Origin of the sequence: Pseudomonas sp. REB1044 (assembly GCF_038813925.1) — a bacterium.
GTDB lineage: Bacteria > Pseudomonadota > Gammaproteobacteria > Pseudomonadales > Pseudomonadaceae > Aquipseudomonas > Aquipseudomonas boreofloridensis.
In genome coordinates this window covers 296,731-310,307 of the sequence record NZ_CP046139.1, presented here as the reverse complement: position 1 = coordinate 310,307, position 13,577 = coordinate 296,731, and the positions used below count along the sequence as shown (strand labels likewise).

Annotated in this window: 12 protein-coding genes; 9 read left to right on the top strand and 3 right to left on the bottom strand. The window is 65.2% G+C overall.

Translation table 11 applies throughout. The features are described from left to right. Positions 1–2 precede the first annotated feature (2 nt). The 7 genes from tcyN (at position 3) to GKC70_RS01360 (ending at position 7,805) form a co-directional block, all read left to right on the top strand. The gene (tcyN, locus tag GKC70_RS01390) at positions 3–764 is read left to right on the top strand and encodes an L-cystine ABC transporter ATP-binding protein TcyN (RefSeq protein ID WP_342650230.1); all 762 of its coding nucleotides are present in this window, start codon (positions 3–5) and stop codon (positions 762–764) included. A 646-nt stretch (positions 765–1,410) separates the two neighbouring features. Further along, a complete protein-coding gene (locus GKC70_RS01385; RefSeq protein ID WP_342650229.1) occupies positions 1,411–2,652 on the top strand; it encodes an SfnB family sulfur acquisition oxidoreductase in 1,242 nt (413 codons plus the stop codon). A 45-nt stretch (positions 2,653–2,697) separates the two neighbouring features. Continuing rightward, complete coding sequence (locus tag GKC70_RS01380) at positions 2,698–3,879, top strand: SfnB family sulfur acquisition oxidoreductase (RefSeq protein ID WP_342650228.1); 1,182 nt, start codon at positions 2,698–2,700, stop codon at positions 3,877–3,879. Then, on the top strand, positions 3,879–5,267 hold the full coding sequence (locus GKC70_RS01375) for an LLM class flavin-dependent oxidoreductase (RefSeq protein WP_342650227.1): 1,389 nt from the start codon (positions 3,879–3,881) through the stop codon (positions 5,265–5,267). Before GKC70_RS01380 ends, GKC70_RS01375 begins: the two co-directional genes overlap by 1 nt. After that, the gene (locus tag GKC70_RS01370; protein WP_342650226.1) at positions 5,260–6,060 is read left to right on the top strand and encodes a MetQ/NlpA family ABC transporter substrate-binding protein; all 801 of its coding nucleotides are present in this window, start codon (positions 5,260–5,262) and stop codon (positions 6,058–6,060) included. Before GKC70_RS01375 ends, GKC70_RS01370 begins: the two co-directional genes overlap by 8 nt. A 1-nt stretch (position 6,061) precedes the next feature. Further along, positions 6,062–7,171, top strand: coding sequence for an ATP-binding cassette domain-containing protein (locus GKC70_RS01365; RefSeq protein ID WP_342650225.1), 1,110 nt, complete (start codon positions 6,062–6,064; stop codon positions 7,169–7,171). Continuing rightward, positions 7,161–7,805 (top strand): methionine ABC transporter permease, encoded by a 645-nt coding sequence (locus GKC70_RS01360; protein WP_295481242.1) that lies wholly within the window; start codon positions 7,161–7,163, stop codon positions 7,803–7,805. The genes GKC70_RS01365 and GKC70_RS01360 overlap by 11 nt, the downstream gene beginning before the upstream one ends. Positions 7,806–7,881: 76 nt before the next feature. Here GKC70_RS01360 and dibA read toward each other — a convergent pair whose 3' ends face one another. Then, the gene (gene dibA / locus GKC70_RS01355; RefSeq protein ID WP_342650224.1) at positions 7,882–9,777 is read right to left on the bottom strand and encodes a phosphodiesterase DibA; all 1,896 of its coding nucleotides are present in this window, start codon (positions 9,775–9,777) and stop codon (positions 7,882–7,884) included. 250 nt (positions 9,778–10,027) lie between these two features. On the opposite strand from dibA, the gene desA reads away from it, so the two are divergent. Further along, positions 10,028–11,212, top strand: coding sequence for a delta-9 fatty acid desaturase DesA (desA, locus tag GKC70_RS01350; RefSeq protein ID WP_342650223.1), 1,185 nt, complete (start codon positions 10,028–10,030; stop codon positions 11,210–11,212). 98 nt (positions 11,213–11,310) lie between these two features. Further along, positions 11,311–12,339: a diguanylate cyclase gene (locus GKC70_RS01345; RefSeq protein ID WP_029614953.1), complete on the top strand. Its 1,029-nt coding sequence runs from the start codon at positions 11,311–11,313 to the stop codon at positions 12,337–12,339. Between the two features lie 160 nt (positions 12,340–12,499). On the opposite strand, the gene GKC70_RS01340 is transcribed toward GKC70_RS01345, so the two are convergent. Together GKC70_RS01340 and GKC70_RS01335 are read right to left on the bottom strand one after the other, a co-directional pair. Further along, positions 12,500–13,111, bottom strand: coding sequence for a GAD-like domain-containing protein (locus tag GKC70_RS01340; protein ID WP_342650222.1), 612 nt, complete (start codon positions 13,109–13,111; stop codon positions 12,500–12,502). Positions 13,112–13,189: 78 nt separating this feature from the next. Continuing rightward, entirely contained in the window at positions 13,190–13,573 is a 384-nt protein-coding gene (locus tag GKC70_RS01335) for a DUF596 domain-containing protein (protein ID WP_342650221.1), read from the bottom strand. Positions 13,574–13,577: the final 4 nt, after the last annotated feature.

The window sequence follows — 13,577 nt, the reverse complement described above, 5'->3', positions numbered from 1 at the left end:
AGATGATCGTCGTAGAGGGCCTGACCAAGCAGTTCAAGGGCCAGACCGTGCTCAAGGGCATCGACCTGAACGTCGCCGCCGGTGAAGTCATCGCCATCATCGGCCCCAGCGGCTCGGGCAAGACCACCTTCCTGCGCTGCCTGAACCTGCTGGAGACGCCCGATGCGGGGCGAATTCGCATCGGCGACATCGACATCGATGCCGCACGCCCGCTCAGCGCTCAGCAAAGCGCCATTCGGCGTCTGCGCCAGCAGGCCGGGTTCGTGTTCCAGAGCTTCAATCTGTTTCCCCACCGCACCGCCCTGGAGAACGTCATCGAAGGGCCGGTGATCGTCAAGAAGACCCCGCGCGAGCAGGCCGTGGCCTTGGGTCGTCAACTGCTGGCCAAGGTCGGCCTGGCCGGCAAGGAAGACGCCTACCCACGGCGCCTGTCCGGCGGTCAGCAGCAGCGAGTGGCCATTGCCCGCGCCCTGGCCATGGAGCCGCAGGTGATCCTGTTCGACGAGCCCACCTCGGCCCTCGACCCGGAACTGGTGGGCGAGGTGCTGGCCACCATCCGCGGCCTGGCGGAGGAAAAGCGCACCCTGATCATCGTCACCCACGAAATGAGCTTCGCCCGCGACGTGGCCAACCGCGTGGTGTTCTTCGACCAGGGAGTGATCGTCGAGCAGGGCGAGGCCAAAGCGCTGTTCGCCAACCCGCAGCACGAGCGCACCCGCCAGTTCCTGCGCAAGTTCCTCGGCACCACCGCTGCGCAAGACTGAACCAAGGCGGCGCAACACCCCTTGCAGCTCCCTGTCTTGATGCGTTCTGAAATCTTAAGCGGCCCTGTAGGAGCGGCCTTGTGTCGCGATTGGACCGCAAAGCGGTCCCGGCAATGGCAGCGGCAAGCTGAAAATCTGGGGCCGCTGTGCGGCCCAATCGCGACGCAAGGCCGCTCCCACGAGGGCGTGCAGACCCCAAGAAAGTTGAGCAAGACCGCTGGTAAGTGGTAGGTGAATCATGCGTTTGTTGCTCATCTGCAGCGCATGATTTCCAGAAGCCAGCGCGGTTTTTGTGGGAGCGGCCTTGTGTCGCGATTGGACCGCAGAGCGGTCCCAGCAATGCCTGCGGCAAGCTGAAAACCTGGGACCGTTGCGAGGTCCCAATCGCGACACAAGGCCGCTCCTACAAGTGATTGAGCGGCGCCCGCGCACAGCGACGAATGCCAAGCCCCTCTTCTATGCATATTCCAAAGCGTTAGTTCATAAAGGTTTTATAAGCGCATAAGGTATATCCACCGGACCACCGGACCCGCACTCATCCGTCGCAATCAGCTGCACGCGATGCATTCACTTCGTGAGGTTCAGGAATGGTCAGCCACACTCTCTCCCCGCTCGGGGCGTCGAGTGCCGCCAGGGAGCGGCACTGATGTCCAGCCAAGCCAACAGTCAATCGAACCACGATACCGACAGCATGCCGCGGCTGCTGCCGGCGGCGATCCTGCGCGACGACGCCCAGGCGCTGCAGGCCGCCCGCGAACTGGCCGACACCGCCAGGACTCAGGCCGCGCAGCGCGATCGGCAGCGCCAGTTGCCGTGGGCCGAAATCGAACAGTTCACCCGCTCGGGCCTGGGCAGCATCAGCGTGCCCAAAGCGTTCGGTGGCCCCGGCGTATCCTTTGTCACCCTCGCCGAAGTGTTCCGCCTGATCAGCGCTGCCGACCCGGCCCTGGGACAGATCCCGCAGAACCAGTTCGGTCTGCTGCAGTTGCTGCGCGACACCGCAACTCCGGCCCAGCAGGCCCGCCTCTACCGCTCGGTGCTGGACGGCTGGCGCATCGGCAACGCCGGTCCCGAGCGCAACACGCAGAACACCCTCACCCTCAAGGCACGCCTGACCCGCGACGGTAGCGGCTATCGCCTCAGCGGCGAGAAGTTCTACTCCACTGGCGCCTTGTTCGCCCATTGGGTGTCGGTCAAGGCGCTGGACGACGAAGGCCGCCAGCGCCTGGCCTTCGTGCGCCGCGGCAGCCCCGGCCTGCGCATCGTCGACGACTGGTCCGGCTTCGGCCAGCGCACCACCGCCAGCGGCACGGTGCTGCTCGAGCATGTCGCGGTGGAAGCGGACCTGGTGATCGACAACTGGCGCCAGAGCGAGCGCCCGAACATCCAGGGCGCTGCCTCGCAGTTGATCCAGGCCGCCATCGACGCCGGTATTGCCGAAGCGGCCATCGACGACGCCATCGACTTCGTGCGCCACAAGTCGCGGCCCTGGATCGACGCCAAGGTCGAGCGCGCCAGCGATGACCTCTACGTGATCGCCGACATCGGCCGTCTCAAGCTCGACCTGCACGCCGCCGAGGCGCTGTTGCGCAAAGCCGCACAGGTGCTGGACGAGGTCGATGCCGGGCCGGTGGATGCCGCCGCCGCGGCCCGTGCCTCCATCGCTGTGGCCGAAGCCAAGGTGTTGACCACCGAGATCGCGCTGCTGGCCAGCGAGAAGCTGCTGGAGCTGGCTGGCAGCCGCGCCACCCTGGCCGAGTTCAACCTCGACCGCCACTGGCGCAACGCGCGGGTGCATACCCTGCACGACCCGGTGCGCTGGAAGTATCACGCGGTCGGCGCCTACTACCTCAACGGCACGCTGCCTGCGCGGCATTCCTGGATCTGATTGCTCGCCGAGGGCTGCTTTGGCGGCCCTCCGCCCGGAGCCCCCATGACGACATCACTGATCACCAGCGACGCCCAGGCCCTGGCCGTCGCCGAAGACCTCGCCCGCCACCTGCAAGGCGGTAGCGCCCTGCGCGACCGCGAACGGCGCCTGCCCCACGCCGAGCTGGAACTGTTCACCCGCTCCGGCCTTTGGGCTATCAGCGTGCCCAAGGCCTACGGCGGCGCGCAGGTGTCCAACGTCACCCTGGCCAAGGTCATCGCCCGCATCGCCCAGGCCGACAGCTCGCTCGGGCAGATTCCGCAGAATCACTTCTATGCCCTCGAAGTGCTGCGGGTGAACGGCAGCGCTGCGCAGCAGCAGCGCCTCTACGCCGAGGTGCTCGGCGGGCGACGCTTCGGCAACGCCCTGGCCGAACTCGGCACGCGCACCGCCCACGACCGCACCACGCGCCTGACCCGCGACGGCGACGGCTACCGCATCGACGGGCGCAAGTTCTACGCCACCGGGGCGCTCTACGCCCAGCGTATCCCCACCTCGGTGATCGACGACGACGGCGTGCAGCAACTGGCGTTCGTCCCCGCCGACAGCCCTGGCGTGCAGGTGATCGACGACTGGAGCGGCTTCGGCCAGCGCACCACCGGCAGCGGCTCGGTACTGTTCGAGAACGTGCGCGTCGAGGCCCAGGACATCGTGCCGTTCCAGTCCGCCTTCGAACGGCCGACCCCGGTGGGGCCGCTGGCGCAGATCCTCCACGCCGCCATCGACACCGGCATCGCCCGCGCCGCTGTCGAAGACGCCCTGGCCTTCGTCCGTCAGCACAGCCGCCCATGGATCGACTCCGGCGTCGATCAGGCCTCGGCCGACCCGCTCACCCAGCATGCTTTCGGCCGCCTGAACATTCGCCTGCATGCCGCCGAAGCCCTGCTGGAACGGGCCGGCGAAACCCTCGACCGGGCCCAGCGTGACGCTAATGCCGACTCGGTGGCCGCCGCCTCCATTGCGGTCGCCGAGGCGCGGGCGATCAGCACCGAGATTTCCCTGGCGGCCGGCAGCACCCTGTTCGAGCTGGCCGGCAGCCGCGCCACCCTGGCCGAGCACAACCTCGACCGCCACTGGCGCAACGCGCGGGTGCACACCCTGCACGATCCGGTGCGCTGGAAGTACCACGCCATCGGCAACTACTACCTGAACCGCGAAAACCCGCCGTTGCGAGGGACGATCTGATGCCCAGGCAGATCCTGCTCAACGCCTTCAACATGAACTGCGTCGGCCACATCAACCACGGCCTGTGGACCCATCCACGGGACACCTCGACCCGCTACAAGGACATCGAGTACTGGACCGACCTGGCGCGCCTGCTCGAACGCGGGCTGTTCGACGGCCTGTTCATCGCCGATATCGTCGGCACCTACGATGTCTATGGCCACTCGCTGGACGTCACCCTCAAGGAGTCGATCCAGCTACCGGTCAACGACCCGCTGCTACTGGTCTCGGCCATGGCCGCCGTGACCCGCCACCTGGGCTTCGGCCTCACCGCCAACCTCACCTACGAGCCGCCGTACCTGTTCGCCCGCCGCCTGTCCACCCTCGACCACCTGAGCAAGGGCCGCGTGGGCTGGAACATCGTCACCGGCTACCTGGACAGTGCCGCCCGCGCCATGGGCCTGGCGCAACAGCCCGAACACGACCGGCGCTACGACCAGGCCGACGAGTATCTGGAGGTGCTGTACCAGTTGCTCGAAGGGAGCTGGGCCGACGATGCGGTGGTCGCCGACCGTCAGCGGCGCGTCTACGCGCAGCCTGAACGGGTGCGCAAGGTCGAGCACCACGGCGAGTTCTACAAGGTCGACGGCTACCACCTGTGCGAGCCCTCACCGCAGCGCACGCCGGTGCTGTTCCAGGCCGGCAGTTCCAGCCGGGGCCTGAGCTTCGCCGGGCAGCATGCCGAATGCGTGTTCATCGGTGGCCAGACCCACGCCGGCACCCGCGCCCAGGTCGACAAGGTGCGCGCCGCAGCCCAGGCAGCGGGCCGCGATGCGCAGGCGATCAAGGTGTTCATGGGCATCAGCGTGATCGTTGCCGCCACCGAGACCGAAGCGCGCGCCAAGCACGCCGAGTACCTGCGCCATGCCAGCGCCGAGGCCGGGGTGGCGCACTTCGCGGCCTCCACGGGCATCGACTTCGCCGCGTTCGACCTTGACGAGCCGATCCACGCCGGCCCGGGCAACGCCATCCAGTCGGCCAACAAGATGCTTCAGGACAGCACCTGGACCCGCCGCCGTCTGTTGCAGCAGCACGCCCTGGGCGGGCGCTACGTGACTCTGGTGGGCTCGCCCGAGCAGGTCGCGGAACAGTTGATCGGCTGGATCGACGAGACGGGCCTGGATGGCTTCAACCTGACCCGCACCGTCACCCCGGAAAGCTACGAGGACTTCATCGAGCTGGTGATTCCCGAGCTGCAACGTCGCGGTCGCTACAAGACCGCCTATGCCGACGGCACCTTGCGCCAGAAGCTGTTCGCCAGCTCCAGCGCACACCTGCCAGCCGATCACCCCGGCAGCCGCCATCGCTTTCCCGACCCTGTCCCGACCGGAGCCCTGCGCCATGCTTGAGAAACTCTACCGGCCCGCCGTGGCCCTGCTGCTCAGCCTGGGCCTGTCCAGCGCTGCCCTGGCCGAGCCGCCGCTGAAGATCGGCACCACCGCCGCGTTCGCCATCCCCCTGGAAGCGGCGGTCGAAGAAGCGCACAAACAAGGGCTCGAGGTGAAGCTGATCGAATTCAGCGACTGGATCGCGCCCAACGTCAGCCTCAACAGCGGCGACATCGACGTGAACTATTTCCAGCACATCCCCTTCCTGGAAAACGCCAATGCCGCCGCCGGCTTCGACCTGGTGCCCTACGCGCCGGGCATCATCAACAACGTCGGGCTGTACTCAAAGCGCTACAAGCGCTTCGCCGACCTGCCCGACGGCGCCAGCGTGGCCATCGCCAACGACCCGATCAACAGCGGACGCGGCCTGCAACTGCTGGCCAAGGCCGGATTGATCAGCCTCAAGCCGGGCGTGGGCTACAAGGCCACCGAAGCCGACATCGTCGACAACCCGAAAAAGCTCAAGATCATTCAGGTGGAGGCCGTGCAACTGGTGCGCGCCTACGACGATGCCGACCTGGTGCAGGGCTACCCGGCCTACATCCGCCTGGCCAACACTTTCGACGCCACCTCGGCGCTGCTATTCGACGGCCTGGAGAACAAGGAATACGTGATCCAGTTCGTGATCCGTCCGCAGAGCAAGGACGATCCACGCCTGGCCAAGTTCGTCGATATCTACCAGCATTCGCCGGCCGTGCGCGCCGCCCTGGACAAGGCCCATGGCCGCCTGTACCAGGCCGGCTGGGAGGGTTGAGATGAGCAGCGCCAACGCCCTGCGGGCGCCCCTGGCCCCCAGCGAACCTGCCCGGGCGCGCGAGCACGCGCTGCGCCCGGACGTGAACCAGGCCCACGTGCGCTTCATCGGCCTGGCCAAGACCTACCCCGGCCAGCGCCAGCCGGCACTGCACGGCATCGACCTGAACATCCGCCGTGGCGAGATCTTCGGCATCATTGGCCGCAGCGGCGCCGGCAAGTCGTCGTTGCTGCGCACCATCAACCGCCTGGAGCAACCCAGCCATGGGCGCGTGCTGATCGACCAGGTGGACATTGCACCGTTCGACGAAACGCAACTGGTGGCGCTGCGCCGACGCATCGGCATGATCTTCCAGCACTTCAATCTGATGTCGGCCAAGACCGTGTTCCAGAACGTCGAGCTGCCGCTGAAGGTGGCCGGCGTGGCCAAGGCCGAGCGCCAGCGCAAGGTCCGCGAGCTGTTGGAGCTGGTGGGGCTGGAGCAGAAACATGGGGTGTATCCGGCGCAGTTGTCGGGCGGGCAGAAGCAGCGCGTCGGCATCGCCCGCGCCCTGGTGCACGACCCGCAGATTCTACTGTGCGACGAGGCCACCTCGGCACTGGACCCGGAGACCACCGCTGCGATCCTCGACCTGCTGCGCGACATCAACCAGCGCCTGGGCCTGACCATTGTGCTGATCACCCACGAAATGGCGATGATCCGCGAGATCTGCCACCGCGTGGTGGTGCTCGAGCGCGGCGAGGCGGTCGAGCAGGGCGAGGTCTGGCAGGTGTTCGGCACACCGCGCCATGCCGTCACCCGCAGCCTGCTCGCGCCTCTGCAAGCCAAGCTGCCGGACAGCTTGCAGCGCACGCTGCAGGCCCGACCCGGCCACCCCGAAGCGGCCGTGGTGCTGCGCCTGCACGTACTCGGCGAACCGGACTTGACGGCGCTGTGGCATGACCTGGGCGGGCGCGTGACCCTGCTGCAGGGCGGCGTCGACATCCTCGGCAGCCAGACCCTGGGCCAGTTGATACTGGCCGTGCGCGGCTCGCCACACAGCGCAGCGCAACTGCTCGAGCGCGCCCGGCGCTGGACGACCGACGTGGAGGTGCTCGGCCATGTGGACTGAACGCCTGCTGCAAGGCCTGCTCGACACCCTGCTGATGGTCGGCGTGTCTTCCTTGATCGCGTTGCTGGTGGGCATCCCGCTGGCGGTGCTGCTGGTCACCAGCGACAAGGGCGGCATCTACCAGGCGCCCCTGCTCAACCGCGTGCTGGGCGGCTTCGTCAACCTGTTCCGCTCGGTGCCGTTCCTGATCCTGATGGTGGCGCTGATCCCCTTCACCCGCCTGATCGTCGGCACCACCTACGGCGTGTGGGCTGCCGTGGTGCCGCTGACCATCGCGGCCACGCCGTTCTTCGCGCGCATCGCCGAAGTGAGCCTGCGTGAAGTGGACCATGGCCTGATCGAGGCGGCCCAGGCCATGGGCTGCCGGCGCTGGCACATCGTCTGGCACGTATTGCTGCCCGAAGCGCTGCCCGGCATCGTCGGCGGCTTCACCATCACCCTGGTGACGCTCATCAACTCCTCGGCCATGGCCGGTGCCATCGGCGCCGGGGGCCTGGGCGACATCGCCTATCGCTATGGCTACCAGCGCTTCGACAGCCAGATCATGCTCACGGTGATCGTCATGCTGGTGGCGTTGGTGGCGGTGATTCAGGTGGGCGGGGATCGCCTGGCCAGGGGCTTGAACAAGCGCTGAGGGGCCGTGATTGCAGGCGGGTCATAACGAAGCGCTCCTTTCGATTGAAGAGTGAGTGCGCGAGCGCACGATCTCGTCACCCCCAGTTCAACGCCTGCGGCGCCACCGGCCGGCCGAACCAGTAGCCCTGCCCCAGGTCGCACTGCTGCTCCAGCAGAAAGCGCGCCTGTTCGGCCTGCTCGATGCCCTCGGCGTGCACCTGCATGCCCATGCTGCGCGCCAGGGCGATGATCACCCGAACGATGGCCACGTCGTCGTCATCCTGCGGCAAGCCGGCGACGAAACCTTGGTCGATCTTGAGCTTCTGCACCGGCAGGCGCTTGAGGCGCAGCAACGACGAATAGCCGGTGCCGAAATCGTCGATCGCCAGGCGCAGGCCCAGTTCGCGCAGGCGGTGCAGTTGCTGCATGGCCACCTCCGGGTCCTCCATCACCGCGCTCTCGGTGACCTCCAGCTCCAGCAGCGCCGGGTCCAGGCCGGTGTCGTGCAGCACCTCGGCGACTTGACGATACAGTTCGCGCTGACCGAACAGCCGGCTCGACAGGTTCACCGCAACGAAGCTCAGCGCGCGCCCTTCGGCCTGCCACTGGACCATCTGCCGGCAGGCTTGCAGCAGCACCCAGGCGTCGATATCGGCGATCAGGCCGGTGCGCTCGGCAATCGGGATGAACTCGCCCGGCGGCACCAGGCCGCGCTCGGGGTGCTGCCAGCGCACCAGCGCCTCGACGCCGACCAGGGTGCCGGTCAGCAGGTCGTGCACCGGCTGGTAGAACACCCGCAGTTCCTCCTGGGCCAAGGCGCGGCGCAACTCGCCGGCAGTCTCGACGCGGTGCTGGGCATGGGCGGTCAGCTCTTCGGTGTACAGCGCATAGCAGGCACGACCATTGCTCTTGGCCTTGAACAGCGCCGAGTCGGCATTGCGCAGCAGTTGCTCGGCGCTCTGTGCATCGCTGGGGAACAGGCTGATGCCGATGCTGGCGCTGATGAACAGGCGTTGGTCCTCGACCTCGAACGGTTCGTGCAGACGCTCGATCAGGCACTGCGCGGTGCTCGCGGCCTGGGCCACCTGCTGGCCGCCTTCGAGCAGCACAGCGAACTCGTCACCGCCGAGCCGCGCCAGGGTCACACCGGTGCCGACCTGATCGCGCAGGCGGTCGCCCACCAGCTTGAGCAACTGGTCGCCCACGGCATGGCCGAGGCTGTCGTTGATGCTCTGGAAGTGATCGACGTCCAGCAGCAACAGGGCGCAGCCGCGCTTGCTCGACTGCGCGGCGGCCAGCGCCTGTTCGGCACGGTCGCTGAACAGCAGACGATTGGGCAGGCCGGTGAGCGGGTCGTGGTGGGCCAGGTAGGTCAGTTCTTCCTCGGAATGCTTGATCGCGCTGATGTCGCTGAACACTGCGACGTAATGACTGAGCGCGCCCGCGTCGTCGCGAATGGCGCAGATGGTCTGCCACTGCGGGTAGATCTCACCGCTCTTGCGCCGGTTCCAGATCTCGCCGCTCCATTCGCCACAGGCTTCCAGGGTTTCGTAGATCTGCTTGTAGAACGCCGCGTCGTGGCGGCCGGACTTGAACTTGTTAGGGCGCTGGCCGAGTACTTCGTCCTGCTGGTAGCCGGTGATGCGCATGAAGGCGCGATTGACGTGCACGATCAAACCGTTACGGTCGGTCACCAGCACGCCTTCGAGGGTGCTGTCGAACACGGCGGCGGCCATGCGCAAGCGCTCGCGGTCTTCGCTGCGCAAACGCGCACCGACGCCGATGAAGTTCAGCAGGCGCACCCGCGAGACGAAGATCAGGCCGGCGCTGAGCAACACCCAGACCACCAGGTTGATCTGTCGGCCGACGGTCAGGGCCAGGTCGTCGTCGGTCATGCCACGCAACACCACCTCCGACAGGGCCAGCCAGAGGAACGACAACACAACGTAGAGCGCAGCCATGCGCAAGGCGTCGCGAACAGAAACAGACATGTCGGGCGTATCGGTCCTGGGAAAATGATGGCGCAGTATAAATGCTGAAACATGCCGTGACTTTAATTCCGGGCTCATTAATAAGTCGTGTTTCGCGCCAACGCCTCCCGGCTGGCCTGCCTTCGCGGCCTGGCCGGTGGCCAGTACCAGACCGATGGCATGCCTGCCCGGCGACGCTCGACTGGTTTTATTTCCCGTCCCAGGGATAATGCGCCCGTTGTCCACCCTACTCTCGAGGGCTTTTCCAACCATGTGGCATAACGGTCTACTCGACCTCTCGGCCTGGCAACTGGTCGCGGTCACCCTGCTGATGACTCATGTGACCATCGTCAGCGTCACCATCTACCTGCATCGCTATTCCGCGCATCGCTCCCTGGAGCTCAACGCCGGGCTCAAGCACTTCTTCCGCTTCTGGCTGTGGCTGACCACGGCGCAGAACACCCGCGAATGGACCGCCATTCACCGCAAGCACCACGCCAAATGCGAAACCCCCGACGACCCGCACAGCCCGGTGCACAAGGGCCTGGGCACCGTGCTGCGCAAGGGCGCGGAGCTGTACCGCGAGGAGGCCCGCAACCCGGACACCTTGCGCATCTACGGCAAGAACTGCCCGGACGACTGGATCGAGCGCAACCTGTATTCGCGGTACAAGCTCGGCGGTATCGCCCTGATGGCGGTGATCGACCTGGCGTTGTTCGGCACCATCGGCATCACTATCTGGGCCATCCAGATGATGTGGATTCCGTTCTGGGCCGCCGGCGTGGTCAACGGCCTGGGCCATGCGGTGGGCTACCGCAACTTCGAGTGCCGCGACGCCGCCACCAACCTGGTGCCCTGGGGCATCATCATCGGCGGCGAGGAACTGCACAACAATCACCACACCTACCCCAATTCGGCCAAGCTGTCGGTGCGCCGCTGGGAGTTCGACATGGGCTGGATGTGGATTCGCCTACTGTGTCTGCTGCGCCTGGCCAAAGTGCAGCGCGTGGCGCCCATCGCCCATCGGGTCGAGGGCAAGGCATCGCTGGACATGGACACCGCCATGGCGATCCTCAACAACCGTTTCCAGATCATGGCCCAATACCGCAAGCTGGTGATCGCCCCGCTGGTCAAGCAGGAACTGAACAAGGTCGATGCCTCGATGCGCCACCAGTTCCGCCGTGCCAAGCGCCTGTTGTCGCGTGAACCCAGCCTGCTGCAGGACCGCCATCACCTGCGCATCGAGTCGATGCTCGAACACAGCCAGGCATTGAAAACCATCTACGAGAAACGCCTGGCTCTGCAGCACATCTGGGCACGCACCAGCGCCAACGGCCACGACATGCTGGCGGCGATCAAAGACTGGGTACATGAGGCCGAGGCCAGCGGCATCCAGTCGCTGCGCGACTTCGCCGCTCAGCTCAAGACCTACTCCCTGCGCCCCGGCGTCGCCTGACCGCCGTTGATCGGCGTGCCCCCGTTCGGGGCACGCCCTCCGGAACTTCACCCCCTGCCTCGACTCGAAATCGGATCATCGCCCGCGTGGCGGGCTGTCTGGCGGCCGCACGCCCTCTCGTCGAGAACCGATCCGTGCTCATGGCCAAAGAACGTCCCTCTTCGCACACCGGCGACTCCCGCCCCGAAGCCGCTCAGATGCTCCTGGCCCTGCTGCATGCCCAAGGCGAAGTCGCGCGCCTGAGCGAACGCGAACAACTGTTCAGTTCGTTGCTCGACAGCGTCAACGCGGTGCTCTGGGCCTTCGATTGGGAAAAGCGTCAGGTGCTCTACATCAGCCCCGCCTACGAGCGCATCTACGGACGCTCCGCGAGCCTGCTGATGGCCGACTTCAACGAATGGCGCGACGCGATCCACCCGGACGATCTCGACTACGCCGAGCGTAGCCTGGCCCAGGTGCTGGTCAAAGGCACGGTCGAGGACCGCGAGTACCGCATCGTCAACGGCCAGGGCGAAGTGCGCTGGCTCAGCGACAAGTGCTACATCAACCAGCAGCGCGAGGGCGAACGGGTGATCATCGTCGGCATCGCCGAGGACATCACCGAAAAGAAGCGCCTGGAAGGCGAACTCAAGCGCCTGGCCACCACCGATGTGCTGACCCAGAGCAGCAACCGCCGGCACTTCTTCGAATGCGCCCGCCAGGCCTTCAACCGCGCCCGCGACAACGGCACGCCGCTGGCCTTCCTGCTGCTGGACATCGACGACTTCAAGCTGATCAACGACAGTTATGGCCACCCCGAGGGCGACCAGGTGCTGCAGCGCATCGCCGATAGCGGCAAGACCATCCTGCGCCGGGGCGACCTGTTCGGCCGCATCGGCGGCGAGGAGTTCGCCGCCGTGTTCCCCGGCTGCAGCGCCGAGGTGGCCGCACAGATCGCCGAACGCCTGCAACGGGAAATCGAACGCCTGGCCTTCAGCCATGGCGAGCAGCGCTACAGCGTCACCATCAGCCAGGGCCTGACTGCACTTTCAGCCCAGGACACCGACCTGGACAGCCTGTTCAGCCGCGCTGATGCGGCGATGTACCAGGCCAAGCGGGAGGGGAAGAATCGGATTGTGTGTGGGTAGGAGAGCACGCTGGCGCTGCGCTACGGAAAAAACTCATCGCTCTTGATAGCGGTCATGGGCACGTGTCCTTCGACGATTTACGGCCCGAGTCCAGAATCTCGATTGGCTCCGATAGCGACCGTGGCACAAAGACGCACGAACCCAGACAGCATCAGTCAACTCAACGCCTGAATGGGTCAAGCAGTGCCAGATGTACATCCATATCGACTTTTACCAGACCATCTAGGTCCGCACGCCCCCCCAGACTCAGCGCGGGCTCAAAAGCGTACATTTCGCTCTCCGATAAGGGCCCTAGCTTGGCGAGCGCACGCTCGAACAAGGGGTTACCCATACGGTCTTCGAAGTCGAAGTCGGCTTTTGTAGCGGTTGCGAAAAAGATGCCCAGCGCCCGGTCAGGATTCTTCTGGCGTTGTTGCAGTTGGCCCTTCAGCGCGACGATGCCACCCGCCAGGCTCGATATCGTGATGTTACGCTGGTAGTGCTCGCCCCAGGCATACAGAGAACCAAAGGCGTCTCTCGCAATGACATGATAGTTATCGACATGCTCTAAGTCCGAGCCACTCAGCCATTGCTTCAGCGTGGCCGTGTACTGATCGGGATCGACGATCCAGAAAAGACCGTCCGCGTAAGCACTCCAACCCTCACTTTGCCAAACGCTAAGCAACGCGTCGGGAAGCTTCGAGCGATATTTTTCGATACTTGAGACTGGAGCGCTTCTCCGACCGTGCGGCTCGCCAAAATGGGCAGTAAATGTCCGGAAATATTCATCCATTTTTGAGCACCCGCCATAGTTTCACGACTTATCGAATGGAGCGAAAACACCCACGCATCTTTATTGTATTCAATCGGATCACGTCCACGCTTCACGACCGTCCTCAAAGCACCAAACGAAGCCTCCTGGCACCCAGCATTTACCATCCCTGTTTAGCCAGAATATATCTTCATCCAACTGGTGTTCATCAGGAAAGGCTAGGCGGTAGGCTTCAACTTGATCCTCAACGCTGCCATCCAAAAATGAATCAGCCGCTAACTTGACCCGTCCCTCGGTAAGTAGCCTGCGCAAGATCTGTAGAAAAAAAGCCTTGCGCTCCTCGAATGCTGACTCCGGTAACGCATGAAATATATTGAGCCACAGCGCATTTACATCGAACCCCTCGCTCAACTCGACGATCTCACAAGCGGCTTGATCACTGACAGGCGGGGAGTTCAATCGAAATGTGCTGATCGTCACCACGAGC

Bases quoted from the DNA above. Each gene is read 5' to 3' on its own strand.
- GKC70_RS01365 (WP_342650225.1), top strand. From the start codon at position 6,062: ATGAGCAGCGCCAACGCCCTGCGGGCGCCCCTGGCCCCCAGCGAACCT.
- GKC70_RS01380 (WP_342650228.1), top strand. From the start codon at position 2,698: ATGACGACATCACTGATCACCAGCGACGCCCAGGCCCTGGCCGTCGCC.
- tcyN (WP_342650230.1), top strand. From the start codon at position 3: ATGATCGTCGTAGAGGGCCTGACCAAGCAGTTCAAGGGCCAGACCGTG.
- GKC70_RS01340 (WP_342650222.1), bottom strand. From the start codon at position 13,111: ATGGATGAATATTTCCGGACATTTACTGCCCATTTTGGCGAGCCGCAC.
- desA (WP_342650223.1), top strand. From the start codon at position 10,028: ATGTGGCATAACGGTCTACTCGACCTCTCGGCCTGGCAACTGGTCGCG.
- GKC70_RS01370 (WP_342650226.1), top strand. From the start codon at position 5,260: ATGCTTGAGAAACTCTACCGGCCCGCCGTGGCCCTGCTGCTCAGCCTG.
- dibA (WP_342650224.1), bottom strand. From the start codon at position 9,777: ATGTCTGTTTCTGTTCGCGACGCCTTGCGCATGGCTGCGCTCTACGTT.
- GKC70_RS01360 (WP_295481242.1), top strand. From the start codon at position 7,161: ATGTGGACTGAACGCCTGCTGCAAGGCCTGCTCGACACCCTGCTGATG.
- GKC70_RS01385 (WP_342650229.1), top strand. From the start codon at position 1,411: ATGTCCAGCCAAGCCAACAGTCAATCGAACCACGATACCGACAGCATG.
- GKC70_RS01375 (WP_342650227.1), top strand. From the start codon at position 3,879: ATGCCCAGGCAGATCCTGCTCAACGCCTTCAACATGAACTGCGTCGGC.